This is a genomic window from Actinoplanes sp. NPDC026619 (assembly GCF_040638295.1).
Classification (GTDB): Bacteria; Actinomycetota; Actinomycetes; order Mycobacteriales; family Micromonosporaceae; genus Actinoplanes.
Window position 1 is genome coordinate 34,919 of sequence record NZ_JBEZYA010000014.1, and the last position, 17,293, is coordinate 52,211.

Annotated in this window: 16 protein-coding genes; 5 read left to right on the top strand and 11 right to left on the bottom strand. The window is 69.5% G+C overall.

Going from position 1 to position 17,293, the window contains the following annotated elements:
- Nucleotides 1–69: 69 nt before the first annotated feature.
- Nucleotides 70–1,851 (bottom strand): ABC transporter ATP-binding protein, encoded by a 1,782-nt coding sequence (locus AB0E90_RS27855; RefSeq protein WP_360411831.1) that lies wholly within the window; start codon nucleotides 1,849–1,851, stop codon nucleotides 70–72.
- A 54-nt stretch (nucleotides 1,852–1,905) separates the two neighbouring features.
- Nucleotides 1,906–3,372: an alpha/beta hydrolase gene (locus AB0E90_RS27860; RefSeq protein ID WP_360411834.1), complete on the bottom strand. Its 1,467-nt coding sequence runs from the start codon at nucleotides 3,370–3,372 to the stop codon at nucleotides 1,906–1,908.
- A gap of 151 nt (nucleotides 3,373–3,523) precedes the next feature.
- On the opposite strand from AB0E90_RS27860, the gene AB0E90_RS27865 reads away from it, so the two are divergent.
- Entirely contained in the window at nucleotides 3,524–4,615 is a 1,092-nt protein-coding gene (locus AB0E90_RS27865; RefSeq protein ID WP_360411837.1) for a PQQ-dependent sugar dehydrogenase, read from the top strand.
- A 43-nt stretch (nucleotides 4,616–4,658) separates the two neighbouring features.
- Here the strand turns inward: AB0E90_RS27865 and AB0E90_RS27870 are convergent, their stop codons facing one another.
- The 4 genes from AB0E90_RS27870 to AB0E90_RS27885 all read right to left on the bottom strand — a co-directional run bounded on the left by AB0E90_RS27870 (nucleotide 4,659) and on the right by AB0E90_RS27885 (nucleotide 7,650).
- The gene (locus tag AB0E90_RS27870) at nucleotides 4,659–4,904 is read right to left on the bottom strand and encodes a hypothetical protein (RefSeq protein ID WP_360411840.1); all 246 of its coding nucleotides are present in this window, start codon (nucleotides 4,902–4,904) and stop codon (nucleotides 4,659–4,661) included.
- Nucleotides 4,905–4,993: 89 nt separating this feature from the next.
- A complete protein-coding gene (locus AB0E90_RS27875; protein WP_360411843.1) occupies nucleotides 4,994–5,263 on the bottom strand; it encodes a hypothetical protein in 270 nt (89 codons plus the stop codon).
- 12 nt (nucleotides 5,264–5,275) lie between these two features.
- Nucleotides 5,276–6,937, bottom strand: a complete 1,662-nt coding sequence (locus AB0E90_RS27880) for a sodium:solute symporter family protein (protein ID WP_360412543.1) — start codon at nucleotides 6,935–6,937, stop codon at nucleotides 5,276–5,278.
- A gap of 56 nt (nucleotides 6,938–6,993) precedes the next feature.
- Nucleotides 6,994–7,650 (bottom strand): TetR/AcrR family transcriptional regulator C-terminal domain-containing protein, encoded by a 657-nt coding sequence (locus AB0E90_RS27885; RefSeq protein WP_360411846.1) that lies wholly within the window; start codon nucleotides 7,648–7,650, stop codon nucleotides 6,994–6,996.
- A 63-nt stretch (nucleotides 7,651–7,713) separates the two neighbouring features.
- Between AB0E90_RS27885 and AB0E90_RS27890 the strand changes: the two genes are divergently transcribed.
- Nucleotides 7,714–8,913 (top strand): FAD-dependent monooxygenase, encoded by a 1,200-nt coding sequence (locus tag AB0E90_RS27890; RefSeq protein ID WP_360411849.1) that lies wholly within the window; start codon nucleotides 7,714–7,716, stop codon nucleotides 8,911–8,913.
- On the opposite strand, the gene AB0E90_RS27895 is transcribed toward AB0E90_RS27890, so the two are convergent.
- Genes AB0E90_RS27895 through AB0E90_RS27905 form a run of 3 tightly spaced genes read right to left on the bottom strand, consistent with a single transcriptional unit; the run spans nucleotide 8,865 to nucleotide 11,169 of the window.
- Entirely contained in the window at nucleotides 8,865–9,650 is a 786-nt protein-coding gene (locus AB0E90_RS27895) for an alpha/beta hydrolase (protein ID WP_360411852.1), read from the bottom strand. The two genes, AB0E90_RS27890 and AB0E90_RS27895, sit on opposite strands and share 49 nt — an antisense overlap.
- Nucleotides 9,650–10,306 (bottom strand): HAD family phosphatase, encoded by a 657-nt coding sequence (locus tag AB0E90_RS27900; RefSeq protein WP_360411855.1) that lies wholly within the window; start codon nucleotides 10,304–10,306, stop codon nucleotides 9,650–9,652. The genes AB0E90_RS27895 and AB0E90_RS27900 overlap by 1 nt, the downstream gene beginning before the upstream one ends.
- The gene (locus AB0E90_RS27905; RefSeq protein WP_360411858.1) at nucleotides 10,303–11,169 is read right to left on the bottom strand and encodes an LLM class F420-dependent oxidoreductase; all 867 of its coding nucleotides are present in this window, start codon (nucleotides 11,167–11,169) and stop codon (nucleotides 10,303–10,305) included. Before AB0E90_RS27905 ends, AB0E90_RS27900 begins: the two co-directional genes overlap by 4 nt.
- Nucleotides 11,170–11,455: 286 nt before the next feature.
- On the opposite strand from AB0E90_RS27905, the gene AB0E90_RS27910 reads away from it, so the two are divergent.
- Nucleotides 11,456–12,580 (top strand): glycosyltransferase family 2 protein, encoded by a 1,125-nt coding sequence (locus AB0E90_RS27910; RefSeq protein WP_360411861.1) that lies wholly within the window; start codon nucleotides 11,456–11,458, stop codon nucleotides 12,578–12,580.
- Between the two features lie 4 nt (nucleotides 12,581–12,584).
- On the opposite strand, the gene fgd is transcribed toward AB0E90_RS27910, so the two are convergent.
- On the bottom strand, nucleotides 12,585–13,583 hold the full coding sequence (fgd, locus tag AB0E90_RS27915) for a glucose-6-phosphate dehydrogenase (coenzyme-F420) (protein WP_360411864.1): 999 nt from the start codon (nucleotides 13,581–13,583) through the stop codon (nucleotides 12,585–12,587).
- A gap of 9 nt (nucleotides 13,584–13,592) precedes the next feature.
- Nucleotides 13,593–15,392, bottom strand: a complete 1,800-nt coding sequence (locus AB0E90_RS27920; RefSeq protein ID WP_360411867.1) for a sigma-70 family RNA polymerase sigma factor — start codon at nucleotides 15,390–15,392, stop codon at nucleotides 13,593–13,595.
- 246 nt (nucleotides 15,393–15,638) lie between these two features.
- Between AB0E90_RS27920 and AB0E90_RS27925 the strand changes: the two genes are divergently transcribed.
- Both AB0E90_RS27925 and AB0E90_RS27930 read left to right on the top strand, forming a co-directional pair.
- On the top strand, nucleotides 15,639–16,025 hold the full coding sequence (locus AB0E90_RS27925) for an ATP-binding protein (protein WP_360411870.1): 387 nt from the start codon (nucleotides 15,639–15,641) through the stop codon (nucleotides 16,023–16,025).
- Between the two features lie 81 nt (nucleotides 16,026–16,106).
- Entirely contained in the window at nucleotides 16,107–17,255 is a 1,149-nt protein-coding gene (locus AB0E90_RS27930) for a PP2C family protein-serine/threonine phosphatase (protein ID WP_360411873.1), read from the top strand.
- Nucleotides 17,256–17,293: the final 38 nt, after the last annotated feature.

Here is a 17,293-nt window from a genome sequence, read left to right on the forward strand (position 1 = left end):
GCATGCCCTTCTGGCCCTCGCCTGCGAGGCCGTCGTCAGCCGCGGCTGGGTGCCGCTCGGTGCAGGCGGTCATGCCGGCACCTCTTCCTCTTGCTCGAAGGAAGTCGCGGAAGCAAGAACCGCCCCATACCTGGGTTCCGAGGCCAGCAGCGAGGCATGGGTGCCGTCGGCGATCACCCGCCCGGCGTCCATCAGCACGACCCGGTCGGCGAGGCTGATCGTGGACAGGCGATGGGCCACGATCAGCGTCGTCCGGCCGCGCATCCGATTCTTCAGCGAGCCGTGGATCCGCTGCTCGACCGTCACGTCGATGGCGCTGGTGGCGTCGTCGAGCACCAGGACCGGCGGATTGACCAGCAGCGCGCGGGCAATTGCGATCCGCTGCCGCTGACCACCGGAAAGCGTGTATCCGCGCTCCCCCACCACGCTTTCGTAGCCCTCCGGCAGATCCTTGATGAATTCGTCGGCCCCGGCCGCGACCGCCGCGTCGACCACCTCGTCCCGGGTGGCCTCCGGCCGCCCGTAGGCGATGTTGTCGTGGATCGACAACGAGAACAGGAACGGCTCGTCCGGCACGATGCCGACCTGCTCGCGCAGCGCCGACAGACGGATCTTCCGCACGTCGATCCCGTCGATGGTCACGCTGCCCGACGACACGTCGTAGAACCGGGCGGCCAGCCGCCCCAGCGTCGATTTCCCCGATCCGGTGCCGCCGACAACGGCCACCGTCTCCCCCGCTCTCAGAGTCAGGTTCAGGTGATCAAGGGCAACGGTCCCATTGGGGTACGCGAACCCGACGTCGACGAACGCCAGTTCACCGCGCAGCTCGGGGGCGAGCGGATCGGGGTCGTCGACGACGTCGGACGGCGTATCGAGGATCTCGTAGATCCGGCGCGCCGACGCCGACGCCCGCTGACCCATCATGATCATCATGCCGAGCAGGCGGAACGGCGGCTGCAGCATCAGGACGTACGAGTTGAACGCGACGATCGTGCCGACCGTGGTGTGCCCGTCGATCACCATGATCCCGCCGACCAGCAGCACCAGCGCCAGCCCGAGGCGGGGCAGATTGTCGAGGATCGGGTTCCACCGGCTCCGGATCTTCGCGTCCTGCCGGTAGGCCCAGCGGATCCGGTCGGCGCTCTCGGCGAGAGTGCGCAACTGCCGCCCCTCGGCCGCGAACGCCTTGACGATCCGCACGCCCTGGATGTTCTCGTCGACCACGGTGGCGAGCTGGGCGAGCCGGGCCTGGATCAGCCAGGACACCGGGAAGATCGCCTTGCGCATGCTGACCCCGAGGATCCCGATGATCGGCATGGTGGCCATCGCCACGATCGCGAGCGGCACGTTGATCGACAGCATCAGGACGAACGCCACCACCGCGATCAGGCACTGCACCAGGATTGACGGCCCGAACGACAGGTACATCTGCACGGCCCGGATGTCCGAGCCGGAGCGCGACATCAGCTCGCCGGACTGCACTTTGTCATAGAAACCGAACGGCATGCGTACGAGGTGGGAGTACACGATGTTGCGCAGGTCGTACTCGAGCTCGTACGCCGTACGCAGCAGATAGAGCCGGGCCAGGTAGTTGATCAGGCCTTGCAGCAGGGCAAGCCCGACGATGGCCCACACATAGGTGGAGAGGTGCCCGGCATGGTCGACGACGGCCTTGTCGATGCCGATGCGCACCAGGTTGGGGATCTGCACCTGCACGATGAGGCCGGCGAAGGACAGCACCAGCGAGGTGATCAGCAGCCCGCGATGGGCTTTGACGAGCGGCAGCGCGCGACGCAGCCAGCTCTTACGGGCGTCCGGATCGATGGACGCTTTCGGCGCGCGGCGGCTCAAGGGCGCCTCCCGGGACAGATCAGGTAGTTAGCCAGGCTAACAATACTCCGGGGGTCAGCCGACGCCGAACGGCTGGGGTTCCACCGGCGGGCAGGACGCGCCGGCGACCGGCCGGGTCAGCGAGATCAGGTACCGGTCGGTGGCCGCGGCGACACACTTGCTCCGGTTGTAGACGACGTGCCCCCAGCCCTCGTAGGTGAGCAGGCTCGCCACCGGGCCGAACTGCTGGGCCATCCGCTGCGCCCAGACGTAGGCGGTGGCCGGGTCGTGCCGCGTCCCGACCAGCAGGATCGGCGGCAGCCCGGCCGGCGGGACGAGCTGGTGCTGCGGGTTCGCCGGCGGGTTCGGCCAGCCCAGGCACCCGGCCGTGGCCGCCAGCGCGAGCGGCGAGCCGAGCATCTGCGGGGCGCGCGCCGCCAGGATCGACAGCCGCCGGTGCAGGTCGGGGAAGCCGGTGATCGGCAGGTACCAGTCCGAGCAGATCACCGCCGGGAAGCTGTGGTCCTTGATGTCGGCCGGCGGCGCGCTCCTCGCCTGGATCTTGAGCCCATTGATCTTCAGCCCATTGATCTTCAGCCCATTGATCTTCAGCCCGGCCGCGTCCTTGAGGTAGTAGGCGAACGAGTACCACTGCGGCTCGTAGAAGGCCGAGAACGCGGCGTGCGCCAGGCCGGCCGGGTCGAGCTTCTCCGGCAGGTCGTACGGGTTCTGCAGGGTCCCGGCCCGCGCCCGGGCCATCAGCCCGGCCCAGATCTGGTCGACGTCCCGGCCGTGCAGGATGCACTTGGTGTCCCGGGCGCACCAGGCCACGAACTCGCGGAACGCGTCCTGGGCCGCGTCGGTCTCCTGGACCAGGAACGTGCCGACGTTCGGGGTGTGGTCCATCACGCCGTCCAGCGCGAGCGCACGGAGCCGGGTCGGATAGCGCTCGGCGTACTCCTCCCCCATCAGCGATCCGTAGGACGCGCCGTAGAAGCTGATCTTCTCCTCGCCCAGGGCGGCCCGCACCGCGTCCATGTCCCGGACCACGCTGCCGGTGTCGACGTGCGGGAAGACCGGGCCGGAGCGGGACGCGCAGTCGGCGGCCAGCCTGCGGTTGTAATCGATCAGGGCGGCGTACTGCTGAGGGGTCTCCACCAGCGGGGACGGCTTGGCGTCGATCAGGTCCTGGGAGCAGAGCACCGGGCTGCTGCGGCCGACCCCACGCGGGTCCATCCCGACGATGTCGAACTGCTTGCGCACCTGCTCGCCGAAGAACGTGGTGGCGTCGAAGGTGAAGTCCACCGCGGACCCGCCGGGGCCACCCGGGTTGATCATCAGCACGCCGATCCGGTGCGCCGGGTCGAGGGCGGGGCGCCGGGCGACGGTCAGCATCACGGTCGGGCCGGCCGGATTCGACCAGTCGGCGGGCACGTTCATCTCACCGCATTGGACCTTGGCATCCTCGGGACACGCCGCCCAGACGATCTTGCCGGTGGTGGGAACCTGCGCCTGGGCCGGGCTCACGCCGTACAAAAGCAAGGTTGTGACCGTGACCGCCGCCGCTAGAGCTCGCACCGCGTGTTTCTCCGCCCTGCCCGGCTGCCGCACCGCGCGGCCCCATCTTGAAACGGATCTTGATCGTGGATCCGGGAAACGGGTGAAGTTCGCCGGAGCGTGGCACGGTTGAGCGATGCGAACGCGTCTTCTGCTCGCCACCGCCGGCGTCGCCGCCCTGACCGCCTGCAGCTCGGCGGAACAGACTCCGCGGGCGGAGAGCACCGTGCCCTCCGCGGCCGCGCCGCCGGCCTCCGCCGCCGCGCCCGCCGAACCCGATCTTTCGAACCCGCAGACGCTGGTGACCGGGCTCGAGGTGCCGTGGGGCCTCGCCTTCCTGCCGGACGGCGGCGCGCTGGTCAGCGAGCGCGACCAGGGCGACATCCGGCAGATCCCGGTCGGTGGCGGCGACCCGGAGAAGGTCTATGAGATGCCGGGCGTCGATTCCGGCGGCGAGGGCGGTCTGCTCGGGCTGGCGGTCGACCCGGCCTATGCCGAGAACAAATTGGTGTACGCCTACGTCACGGCGGCCAAGGACAACCGGATCGTGAAGTTCACGCTCGACGACAAGTCACCGCAGGTGATCTTCGAGGGCATCACCAAGGGTGGCCGGCACAACGGCGGGCGGCTCGCGTTCGGGCCGGACGGGATGCTCTACGTCGGCACCGGCGACGCGGGGGACGGCGCGGAGTCGCAGGACCCGAAGGACGTCAACGGCAAGATCCTGCGGCTGACCACCGACGGCAAGCCGGCGCCGGGCAACCCCACGGCGGGCTCCCCGGTGTGGAGCATGGGGCACCGCAACGTGCAGGGCATGGCCTGGGACGCGGACCAGAAGATGTACGGCATCGAGTTCGGCCAGGACACCTGGGACGAGGTGAACGTCATCGAGCCGGGCAAGAACTACGGCTGGCCGACCGTCGAGGGCAAGGCGGACGACTCGCGCTTCGTCAACCCGATCGTGCAGTGGCGCACCGACGACGCGTCGCCGTCGGGGGCGGCGATCGCCGGCGACACGCTCTACGTGGCCGGGCTCAAGGGCGAGCGGTTGTGGACGGTGCCGCTCGGTGGCGGCGACCCGAAGGCGGAGCTGACCGGTAAGTACGGCCGGCTACGCACGGTGGCGGTCGCACCGGACGGCGCGCTGTGGCTGACCACCTCGAACCGGGACGGCCGGGGCGACCCCAAGTCGGGCGACGACCGGATCCTGCGCTTCGCCGCCGGATAAGCGTGGCCCGGTCAACGGTGACCGGGCCACGACTCGCTCATTGCTATTTCGGTGGTAGTTGGGGAAGCGCGGAGATCGCCGTGGCGTACTGGGCGACCTTGCGTCCGTTCGGCACCACTCCGATGGCTCGGAGCTGATCGTGAATGGCCTGCGCCACCTGGTCCTCGGATTGACCGCGGTGGGTCTGCGCGACCCGGTTGATGGCGTAGTCGATTCTCACCTGAGCCTGCCAGCCGGCGGTGCGGCCACCGCCGGAGGAGGCGTAGCTGACTGCTGCGAGGGGTTCCATGCCCTGTGTATCGGACGGTGAGGGGCCCGACTCGAAGATATGAGGAAGCTGTGCAACCGGATCGCACCCGGCCGGCACCGCCGCGACCATCAGTGGCCCGCGTTATCCGTTTCGGGCGGTTCTTCCGGGGTCTCGGGTGGGCTCAATCTCAACCACAGCAACATGAGCAGGCCCAGAACGAGCATCGCGATGCCCATCCAGAGGTTGATCCGCACGCCCTGCGCCTTGTCGATCTCCGCCTTCGAGTCGAACAGGCCGAGCAGCGTGACGATCACCCCGTAGACGACGAACAGGCCACCGATCACCCGCCGTACGTCGAAGAGCCGGGCTGCCTTGCTGGTCCGCGATTCGTCGGTCATGTCGGACCTCCTTTACCAGAACGGGATGTAGAGGACCAGGGCCAGCACGACGGCGATCGCGCCGAGCAACACCGGGTTACGCCACCAGACCTTCTCGCCGGCGATGATCGCCTCGGCCGAGGTGCCGTCACCGGCCATGCCGTACACCAGGCCCTGCAGTTCGTTCTCGGGTTTCGAGGGGGTGAACTGGGTGACGACGAGCGCCACCACGACCGCAGTCACGAACGCGAGGCCCGCGCCCCAGAAGCTCTCCTCCAGGTCGGAGTTGAACTTGACCACGTCGCCCAGGTAGAGCAGGTAGAGCGTGAGCGCGGACAGGGTGCCGAGCGCCAGGGACCAGAAGCCGGCCCAGGACGACATCTTCTTCCAGAACATGCCGACGATGAAGGTGGCGAACAGCGGCGCGTTGAACAGCGAGAACAGCGCCTGGATGTAGTTCATGATGTTGTTGAAGCCGGCCGCGATGAACGCGGTGCCGATGCCGACGACCACCCCGCCGATCGTGGCGATCCGCCCGACCTTCAGGTAATAGGCGTCGTCGCGGTCCTTGCGGATGTAGGACTGCCAGATGTCGTACGTGAAGACGGTGTTGAAGCCGGAGACGTTGGCCGCCATGCCCGCCATGAAGCTCGCCAGCAGGCCGGTGACCGCAACGCCCAGCACGCCGTTCGGCAGCAGGTCGCGCATCAGCAGCGGGATCGCGTTGTTGTAGGTCAGCTCGCCCTTGTCGGCGCCCAGCCCCTGCACGGTGACCAGCGCGATCAGGCCGGGGACCACGGTGACGACCGGGATCAGCAGCTTCGGGAAGGCGCCGATGATCGGGGTCCGCCGGGCGGCGTTCATGTTCTTGGCCGACAGCGCCCGCTGCACCTCGGCGAAGTTGGTCGTCCAGTAGCCGAACGACAGCACGAAGCCGAGCCCGAAGATGATGCCGATCCAGTTGGCGCCGAGCGGGTTGCCGCTGCTCCCGGTGTTCGCCCAGGTGTGCAGGGCGGCGTCGCCGAGTTTGGTCTGCTTGACCTTGTCGACCAGGCCGTCCACGCCGCCGACCTTGACCAGGCCGACGATGGTGATCGGGATGAGCCCGGCGAGGATCACGAAGAACTGGAGCACCTCGTTGTAGATCGCCGACGAGAGGCCGCCGACCGTGATGTAGATGAGCACGATCGCCGCGCCGATGGCGATGGACAGCCACAGCGGCCAGCCGAGCAGCGCCTGCAGGATCAGGGCGAGCGCGAACAGGTTGACGCCGGCGATCAACATTTGGGCGACCGCGAAGCTGATCGCGTTGAACAGGTGCGTGCTGTTGTTGAAGCGGCGCCGCAGGAACTCGGGGACGCTGCGCACCTTCGAGCCGTAGTAGAAGGGCATCATCACGATGCCCAGGAAGACCATCGCGGGAACCGCGCCGATCCAGTAGTAGTGCAGGGTCATCAGACCGTACTGGGCGCCGTTGGCGGCCATTCCGAGGATCTCCAGGGCGCCGAGGTTCGCCGAGACGAAGGCGAGACCAGTCACCCAGGCCGGCATCGAGCGGCCGGAGAGAAAGAAGTCGGCGCTTGTCTTGATCGCCGCGCGGGCCGCGAAACCGATGCCCAGGACGGTGATGAAGTACAGCGCGAGGATCAGGTAATCGAAGATGTCGAGGTCGAGTCTTAAACCGCTCGCCGCGATTACCACGGGCCACCTCCAAGGCTGAGTCGGCCTCGGTTACCCCAAATGAATCTCTTTCACACCCGCCGTCTCAGCAGCACCTCGAGCCCGTCCAGAATGCGGTCGAGCCCGAAGGTGAAAGCCTGGTCGGCGCCGCCGCTCGCGGCCGTGTCGGAGAGGGCCGCGGCGACCGCCGGGAAGCGCTCGGCGTGCTCGCGCAGCACCAGACCCATCGCCTCGGTGAGCTGACTCTCGCCGCCGCCCTGGCCGGCCAGGGCGCGCACGTGGCCGGCGACGGTGGCGACCGTGTCCAGCCGCTCGGCGCCGGTCAGCCCCGTGGGGAGCACCTGGAGCGCCGCCTCCATCCAGCTCAGTTCGCTGGGCCCGATCGGGCGGTCGCCGGTGGAGGCCTCGATGGTCCAAGCGTGTTCGAAATATCGTGACATGAGGGCCGTGGCCCAGGCCTTCAAGCCCGCGCGCCAGTCCTGCCCGGATAAATCGGGCGCCGGGCCGATTCCCCGCTCCAGCATGGCCGCGACCATCTCGGCCTTGCCCGGCAGATAGCGGTAGAGGGACATCTTCGTGTAGCCGAGATCGGTCGCCACCCGCTGCATCGAGACGGCCGCCAGGCCCTCGGCGTCGGCGATCGCGATCGCGGCGTCGGCGATCTGGTCGAGCGTCAGCGCCGGCTTCGGCCCTCGCGTCGGCTTGGGCCGCTCGTCCCAGAGAAACATCTTGCCCTCCTCGTCAACTGCGTCTACCGTACACAGAAATAACTGCTTACGGAGGACACAGTAATGGAGATTCTCATTTCGGGCGCCAGCATCGCCGGGCCCGCACTCGCCTACTGGCTCGGTCGTTTCGGCTTCCGGCCGACCATCGTCGAGGTGGCGCCGAGCCTGCGCACCGGCGGCAACGCGGTCGACTTCCGCGGCCCGCTGCACATGGGTCTGCTCGACAAGATGGGCGTGCTGCCGGCGCTGCGTGCGGCGCAGACCGGCGGCAACGCGATGCGGTTCGTCGACGCCGACGGCCGGAAGCTGATGGAGTGGCCCGCCGGGCTGGCCGGCGGCGACATCGAGGTGCAGCGCGGCGACCTGGCCCGCATCCTGTGTTCCGCCGCCGAGGGCACGCAATACCTGTTCGGCGACAAGATCACTGCGATGACCTCCTCCGCCGACGGGGTGGATGTCACGTTCGCGAGCGGTCTTCAGCGCCGCTTCGACCTGGTCGTCGGCGCCGACGGCGTGCACTCCGGGGTGCGGCGGCTGGCGTTCGGGCCGGAGGAGCAGTTCGTCAAGCACCTCGGCTATTACGTGGCCGGCTGGGACGTGCCCAACGAGTGGGGCCTCGGCCACGACAGCCTGCTGCACAACCTGCCCGGCCGGATGCTCAGCGTCTGCGGCGACCACCGTGACCCGGGGCGGGCGAGCGCGTTCGCGGTCTTCCGCTCCCCCGCGCTGGATTACGACCGGCGCGACCGCAGTGCGATGCAGCAGATCGTGCGCGACCGGTTCGCCGGCATGGGCTGGCTGGCCCCGTGCCTGCTGGAGCGGCTCGACACCGCCGAGGACTTCTGGTTCGACGCGATCTGCCGGGTCGACAATCCGTCCTGGACGAAGGGCCGCGTCGCGCTGGTCGGCGATGCCGCCTGTGGCGCCACGATCGGCGGGCAGGGCAACGGCACGGCGCTCGTCTCGGCGTACGTGCTGGCCGGCGAGCTGGCCGCGGCCGGCGGCGACCACCGGGTGGCGTTCCCGGCGTACGAGAAGCGGATCGGCAAGTTCGCCCGGGGCACCCAGAAGGGCGGCGACACCACCGGCATGTTCCTGGCGCCGAAGTCGGCCACCGGCATCGGGCTGCGGAACTACTTCAACAACCGCAAGTGGTTCCTCGACATGACCTTCAAGATCGCTGGCGACCGGAGCACCAACATCGAGCTGCCGCCCTACGAGACCAGTGCCTCGTCGATCGCCGCGCGGGTCAACGAGGGGTGAGTGACCCACGGGAAGTGGCCGGTGTCGGGCAGCCAGATGATCGCGGCGTTCGGCAGCCAGTCGGCCAGCACATGCGGCGCGGCCAGGCCGGTCACCACGTCCCGGTCGGCCGCGATGATCGTCACCGGCACGCCGACCCCGGCCAGGTCGTCGGGGCCGAGACCGGCCGACCAGAAATCGTCGTAGTAGTCGGCGGTCACCTCCGGCCGGGCCGCGTGCGCCCGCACGGCCGGGGTGTCGGCCGCATAGATCATCGGCATCGCGTGGTCGTAATCCTGGGCGTCCCAGGCGGTCTTCGCCGTCGCGTACCACGGCTCGGCGGCGAACCAGCGCTTCACCAGCTCGTCCTGGCTGGGCTCGTCGGCCCCGTGCGCGATCGGCACCCGCGACGGGGTGAGCACCACCAGCCGGGACACCCGGGACGGGTGCCGGGCGGCGTAGGCGAGCACCGGCCAGGCGCCCGCCGAGTGACCGAGCACGTCGACACGCTCGACACCCAGGTGCACCCGCAGCAGTTCCAGGTCGTCGGCGAGGTCGGTGAACGCGCACGACTCGGCCGGCTCCGACTCGCCGGTGCCGCGCGGGTCGAGCAGCACCAGGGTGTGCGCGACCCCGCCCAGAGCGTCCAGGTAGGACGCGGGCCGGCCAGGGCCGCCGGGATGACAGATCAGCAGCGGCCCGCTGCCGCGAAGCTCATAGTGCAGTTCCGTGCCAGCAGCCGATGTAAAAACCCCCATCAGCGGAGCCTATCGATGGCTTCCACGGTCAGCTCGCTCAAACGCGGCACGACAAGGCTCGCCATCGCCAGCGCGTCGGGGGCGGGCGGGTAGATGCCGTGCGGGACGGCGACCACCGCGAGCCCGGCCGCGGCGGCCGAGCGCAGCCCGTTGCTGGAGTCCTCGACCGCCGCGCACACCGCCGGGGCCAGACCCAGCTTCTCGGCCGCGGTGAGATAGACGTCCGGGTGCGGCTTGCCGCGCAGCACTTCCTCGGTCGACAAGGTCACCTGGAACACGTCGGTCAGGCCGGCGGTGGCGAGCACCTGGTCGATGAGGATGCGAGCCGACGAGCTGGCCAGCGCGACCGGAAAGTGCGAGGCGATGCGGCGTACCGCCTCGACCGAGCCCTCGATGAGCGGCAGGTCGTCGCGGTAACGCGCCGCCATCCGGCCGAGCACGTCGTCGGCGACCTGGGCCGGGATGCGCGGCACCCCGACCTCCTCGGCCAGGTGGGAGGACCACTCGCCGGTGCTCATCCCCATCATCCGGTCCTGGCTGTCCGGGAGGAAGGAACGGCCGAACTCCGCCACGTAACCGCGGCGGACCTCCTCCCACACCTCCTCGGAGTCGATGATGACCCCGTCGAGGTCGAACACGACCGCCGCGATGCTCATAGGGCCTCAACCGCGGGGATGATCTCCTTCCGGAAGATCTCGAGCTGGTTGGTGTCGTAGACGTTGCGGATCCCGCCGTGCCCGACGGTGAAGCCCATCGCCGCGAGGCCGCGGAGGTCCTCGATGATCTCGCCGACCTTCTGCGCGCCGAGGTCGAACCGGTACATGACGGTCTTCTCGATCTCGTCGTAGTCGCGGCCGACCGCCTCGCAGTGCCGCTTGAGCACGTCGAGCTTGTGCTGCACGTCCGGCCCGGGGAACAGGTTGGTGGCGTCCGCGTACTTCGCGACCAGCAGCAGGGTCTTCTTCTCGCCACCGCCGCCGATCAGGATCGGCAGTCGTGGCTTCGCCAGCGGCGCCGGCACGTTGAGCAGTCGCCCGAGCTGGTAATGCGTGCCGTCGAAGGCGGTCTCGTCGCCGTCGAACATCTGCCGGCAGATCCGCAGCGTCTCCTCGAGCCGCTCGAACCGCTCCTTGGTCGACGGGAAGAACAGGCCGAGGCCGCGCGACTCCTCGTCGTTCCAGGCGGCGCCGATGCCGAGGATGGCCCGGCCGCCGGAGAGCACATCGAGAGTGGTGACCGCCTTGGCCAGCAGGCCCGGGTCGCGGTAGGTGACGCCGGTGACCAGGGTGAGCAGCTTCGCGGTGCTGGTGTGCGCGGCGATGAAGCCGAGGGCGGTGTAGGCCTCGAGCATGTCCATCTCGGGCGGACCGTTCACCCCGATCTGCCAGACGTGGTCCATCACGCTGATCCGCTCGAAGCCGGCCTCGTCGGCCGCGGAAGCCACGTCGGCGAGAACCGCGGCGAGCCGCGGCGCACCCTCGGGCCAGGTGAAGTTCGAAATGTGCAGGCCAAGTTTCACTGCCGAACCTCCGGAATAGATCCGTAACAGTCAAACCCTACCTGACTCACGTACGCACAGTAGCCGCGCAGGTGCGTCGTACCCTCCGTTACCGGATTTCGGGAGTCCGGTTCGGTCCCCGGGGTTGCCCGTCTCCACCGAACCGTGGAGTTGCGGTTCAGTTGCCGACCGGTAGCTTCGAAGATCAGCAGTCATCGTGAGGAGCACCGCCATGCCTCCTTCGCCGCGGGATCCAGCGACGAGCCGTTACCGCCGACCATCACCCTCCGTTAGTGTGGTGATTCCGGTGCGCGATCCCGGCGGCCTCCCGCTCCTGCTGCGCGGCCTGCCCGCCGTCGATGAGGTCATCGTGGTCAGCGACGGCTCCGTCGCCGAGACCGCCGCGGCCGTCCGCTCCGCCCGCCCCGATGCGCTGGTGATCCGGCCCGGCCGGCCCGGCTCGGGCAACGCGCTGGCCAGCGGGGTCGCGGCCAGCAGCGGAGACGTCGTGGTGACGCTGAACGGCGACGGTTCCACCGACCCCGGCGAGATCCCTCGCTACGTGGCCGCGCTGACCGGCGGCGCCGACGTCGCGCTCGGCTCGCGGTACTGCCCGGGCGGCCGGGACCTTACCGGCGGCCGGTTCCGCCGCTGGGCCGACCTGCTGCTGATCTGGCTGGTGAACGCCCTGTTCGGCACCCGGCGCACCGATCCCGGATTCGGCTACGCCGCCTTCTGGAGGGACGCCATCGAACGTCTCGATCTGCCCGACCCGTCCGCCCGGCACGCCGCCGCCTGGGGCGACGGCCCGGAGATCCAGCCGCTGCTCGCGCTGCGTCCGGGGGCCCGCGGCATGCGGGTCGCCGAGGTCGGCAGCGTGGCCTATCCGCGGATGAGCCGCGCCGAACGGGCCGGCCTGGGCCGCTGGCTCAAGGTCATCTCCGCCGAGTACCGGATGCGCCGTGGCCGGCATGTCGCCCCACCGGTCGATGCGCCGGCCGATCCGGGGGCGACGACCGTGCCGGTGTGGCCGACCTGGCCGCAGACCAACCACCAGCCGACCGGCGAGCCGCTGTGGGGTCCGCCGCGCCGCCGCCCGACGCCGGGCCGCGACCTGTGGCGGACCGGCGAGAACCCGGTGCCGCACACGTCGGCCCGGCCGATCGGCAACGGCAAGCCACACGCCTGGCGCTCCGGTTACTCCGACGCCGCCGCCTCGGCCCCGGGTCGCACCGACGTCAACCCGCGCATGATCGAGTCGCCGATCTTCCAGCCGCCGACCAAGGCCATGCTGCCGCTGTCGCGCGAGGTGGGCGACCAGCGCCGCCGCATGGAGATCCGCCAGCGACCCGAACTGCGCCTGATCAACGGCGAGGGCACCGGTTCCCGGCGCGGGAGCGGACGACTGCGCCCGGTCCCGCGCGAGAACTGACGCGTTACGCCCGCTTGCGCAGCTGCGGCAGGATCTGCTCGGAGTAGAGCCGCAGGAAGCGCTCCTGGTCGGGGCCGGGGGCGTGGAAGACCAGGTGCTTGAAGCCCATGTCGAGGTAATCGCTGATCCGCAGCGCGTGCTCCTCCGGGTCGGAGGAGCAGATCCAACGGGTCATCGTCCGCTCGACCGGCAGCGCGTCGGACAGGCGCTGCATCTCGATCGGGTCCTCCACGCCGGTCTTCTCGTCCGGCGTGAGCGCCAGCGCGCCCCAGTAGTGGGTGTCGTTCTTCGCCCGCTCGATGTCCTCGTCGAACGACACCTTGACCTCGATCAGCAGGTCCAGGTCGTCGATCGTGCGGCCGGCCTTTTCCGCGCCCTCGCGCACGGCCGGCAGCAGCGTGTCGGTGTAGAGCTCGGCGCCCTTGCCGCTGGTGGTGATGAAGCCGTCGGCGATCCGGCCGGCCAGGCGGGTGGCGGCCGGCCCGGACGCGCCGATGTAGATCGGGAGGGGCGTCTCCGGCTTGTCGTAGATCGTGGCGTTCTCGACCTTGTAGAACTGCCCCTCATAGGTCACCCGGTCCTCGCGCCACAACTTCTGGATCAGCTGCACCGCCTCCTTGAGCCGGGCGAACCGCTCCTTGCCGTCCGGCCACGGGATGCCCAGCGGCACCTCGTTGAGCGACTCGCCGGAGCCCACGCCGAGCACCACCCGGCCCGGCGCCAGCAGGCCGAGCGTGGCGAACGCCTGCGCCACCACTGCCGGGTGGTAGCGGAACGTCGGCGTCAGCACGCTGGTGCCGATCAGCACCCGCTGGGTGCGGGCGGCGAGGGCGCCGAGCCACGGCAGGGCGGCCGGGGCGTGCCCGTCGTCGTGCCGCCACGGCTGCAGGTGATCGGAGGTGAAGACCGAGTCGAAGCCCAACTCCTCGGCCAGCACGCCATATTTCAAGAGTTCCGCCGGGGCGAACTGCTCCGCCGAGGCCTTGTACCCGAACCGAATCATGGCTCGAATCTAACCCGCGGCTTTGTACGCCTGCCCCGCTGCCGTCGGAGAATCCCCGTCCTGGTAGAGCCCGAAGTCGACGCTGTCGCCGACGGCCGGCAGACCGAACCAGGCGTAGCGCTCGACGTACGACCGGCTCTGCAGGCCCTTGGTGCTGCCCTTGATGAACGTGACTTTCTGCGCGTCGGACGGGTATTTCGGGGAGCCGGAGAAGTTCATCAGGCCGTATTCGGTGACCCAGATCGGCTTGCCGTAGCGCTTGTGCACGGCATCGACGTACCCCAGGAATTGATCGACCGCGGCGTCACTGAAATCACTTCCGTACCAGTGGAGAGTGATGAAGTCGACCCGGTAGCCCTTGTCCTTGGCGCCGGTCATGAAACGGTCGAGCCAGCCGCCGGCGGTGTCCCCGCCGTACGCCACCGCCGGTGATCCCAGCCGCAACCCGGTCGCCTGCAGCTTGGGCCACCCGGCCAAAGCGTCCTCGACGCTCATGTTGGCCTGCCCGGCCATGTCCGGCTCGTTGAAGCCGAGCAGTTCGCCCTCGCTTTCCTTCTTGGCCTGGGCGATCGTCGCGTCGGTGACGTTGGCCTTGCCCCAGATCATCGGCACGAACTCCACGCCGGCCGGCCCGGGCACGTCATTGTTGTTCGGCGCCCAGTTGTAGTACCAACCGGCCCCGACGTCGGCGAGCGCGTCTTTCAGCCCGGTGAACTTCCAGACCCCGACGCCCTTCTTCTTGCTCGCCTTCGCGGTGATCACGACGGGCTTCTTCGAGGTTTTCGACGGTGACGGCGAGGGAGACGCCGGCGGCGACGTCGTGGCCGGGCTTGCGCCGGGTGTACGCCGTGGAGCGGCCGGCTGGGTGGCGAGCACGGCCGCGGTCGCCGGTGGCGGGTCGTGCCGGATGACCACGACGGCGGTGGCCGCGCCCGCCACCGCGACGGTGGACAGGGCGGCGGTCAGCACCTTCTGCGAGACCCCGAAGCCGATCTTGGCGGCAAGGTGGGCGCTGCCGCCGGCCACCGTCTTGGCCGCCACGATCTTGCCGGTCATCGTCACCGGGATCGGGACGAGGGCCATGCCGGCCAGCAGCCGCTCGGCCGCGACCAGGTTGTTCCAGGAGGGGCTGCAGTAGGAGCAGTCCCGGGTGTGGCGGGCGATCCGCTTGCGCCACAGCGCCCCCGGCTGACCGTCCCACGGCACGGTGAGCAGCCGCAGCTCCGGGCAGGCCGGCTGGGCGGCAAGCGCCCGCACCACGGCCCGGGCCGTCTCCAACTGGCCCTTCATCCGCTGGATCCGCACCGCCGCGTGCTGCCGGCTCACCTCGGTGGCCTCGACGATCTCGTCCCGGGTCAGCTCGCCGGAGGCCTCCAGCCACCACAGCGAGAGCAGCTCCCGGTTCTCCTCGTCGAGCCAGCGGGTCGCCTCGGCGGTCTCCCGGCGCTGGCCGGACAGCTCGAGACGGGTGATGGCCAGGTCGGTGAAGTCGGCTCCGGGGTCGCGGATGTCCTCGTGCAGAAGCGCGCCGGGCGCGCCGCGCCGCGACCGGAACCGCTCGCGCACCTGGCGCACGGTGATCGCCACCAGCCAGGAGCGGAACGACTCGGGCTCGCGCAGGTCGCCCAGGTTGCGCAGAACCCGCAGCATGACCTCCTGCACCACGTCGTCGACGTCCGCGTGCCCCTCGAGGGCGCGGCCGACGATCGTGTAGACCAACGGCAGGTATCCCGCCACGAGCCGGTCGATCGCGGCCGGGTCGCCGGCGCGGGCCGCGATGACCGTCGCAATGTCGGGTTGGTCCGCCATGTTCCTGCCTCTCGTCCTTGTCCGCGGCTCCGGGTTCTGCGAGCCGACCATCGAACTTTTCAACGTGGCGAGGGCGGCACCACCCGCACCGATCAACGGGCCGCGACCGCTGGCCCGAAGCCAGGTTGAAAAAGGTTCGTAAGGGGGACGCGCAAGCTGTCCATGGATAACACGTTTTTCCCGAGCACCCGGATGAGCGGGTCGCGATTAGTCCGGCCGCCCGCCGGGCACACCAGAGCTATGCGTATGACAGTCCGGCTGAACCTTCCGCGTGAGACCGGCAGTGTGCCGGCCGTGCGCCGGCTGCTGCGCTCCGCTCTCGCCGTCCTGCACGTGGATCAGGAACACGGGGACGATCTGGAGATCGCGATCACCGAGGCGTGCGCCAACGTGATCGACCACGCGAACGGCACCGAGAAGTTCGAGGTGTTGCTCGAGGTGGCCGAGGACCGTTGCACGATCGACGTGGTCGACGACGGCGAAGGCTTCGACCCCGAGTCGATCGGCCCACCGGAGACGGGTAGCGAGCGCGGCCGCGGTCTTTTCCTGATCAGAGCACTCGCCGAGAACGTGCGGATGCAGTCCGCCCCGCGACGCGGCAGCTTGATCCATTTCGAGAAGTCGTTCGCCTAGACCCTCGGTATCCCCTCGCCGGACCAAGCACCTATCATGCTTGCTCTCCGGCAACTATTGCCAACCGTGAAAGGAGATCGCGTGTCCGACAGCCCCGCAGCAGTGGGCGCGCTACTCCGCGCCACGCCACCCGACCGGCTTCCCGAGGCCATCGCCGAGCACTTGCGCACTCATTACGCCGCCTCCGACGTCGAGGTGCTGCTCAGCGATCTGAGTCTGTCCTCGCTACGGCCCGCGATCGACCGGGACGGCCCGGACGGCGGCCAGCTCGAACAACGCTGCTTCGGCAGCCAGCAGGCTCTGGTCGACACCCGGCCCGGCGCGACCCGGGTGCTGCTTCCACTGACCGTGTGGGGCGACCGGCTCGGCGTGCTTCGCCTGGAGGTCGGGTCGGAGCCGACCCACGAGCTCACCGCGGAGCTGGAGGCGCTCGCGAGCGAGTTCGCGATGGCGCTGCGCACCGCCGACCGGGACACCGACCGCTACCACCTGGTACGCCGCAAGCAGCGCCTGACCATGGCCGCCGAGCTGCAGTGGGACATGCTGCCCGGCCGCTCGCTCGACGGCGAGCGCTTCCGGCTGGCCGGCACCCTGGAACCGGCGTACGCGGTCTACGGCGACCACTACGACTGGGCGATCACCGGCGACCGGCTCACCGTCACCGTGCTCAACGGCAACGGCGACGGGCTCGAGTCGACCCTGCTGACCACCGTGGCGGTCAACGCCATGCGTAACGCCCGTCGCTCCGGCGCCAACATCGTCGAGCAGGCCGAGCTGGCCTCGGACGCGGTCTACTCCCGGCACGGCGGCATCACGCACGTCGCCACCCTGTTGCTCGAGATCGACCTGTCCGACGGCACGGTCGAAGCGGTGGACGCCGGCTCGCCGAAGGCGATGATCGCCCGCAACGGCGACATCCGCCCGGTCACTCTCGAACAGCAACTTCCGCTCGGAATGTTCGGCGACACGCGTTACGAGATCCAGAAGTTCCAGCTGGACCCGGGTGACCGGCTGCTCGTGGTGAGTGACGGCGTGCATGCGGCGGCCCCCGGCGGTCGCCCGGAATACGGAGCATCTTCCCTGCTCACGGCCCTGCGCCGGACCCGCCTCCAACCGCCGTCCGAGGCGGTCGGCACGATCCTGCGGGGCCTGCGTGACTACCACGCGGGTATCGACCCGGAGGACGACGCTGTGATTGTCTGCTTGGATTGGCTACGGCTTCTGGCATGAACCACGCGCCACGGGGGTAGTGGGCAACTCGCTACCGC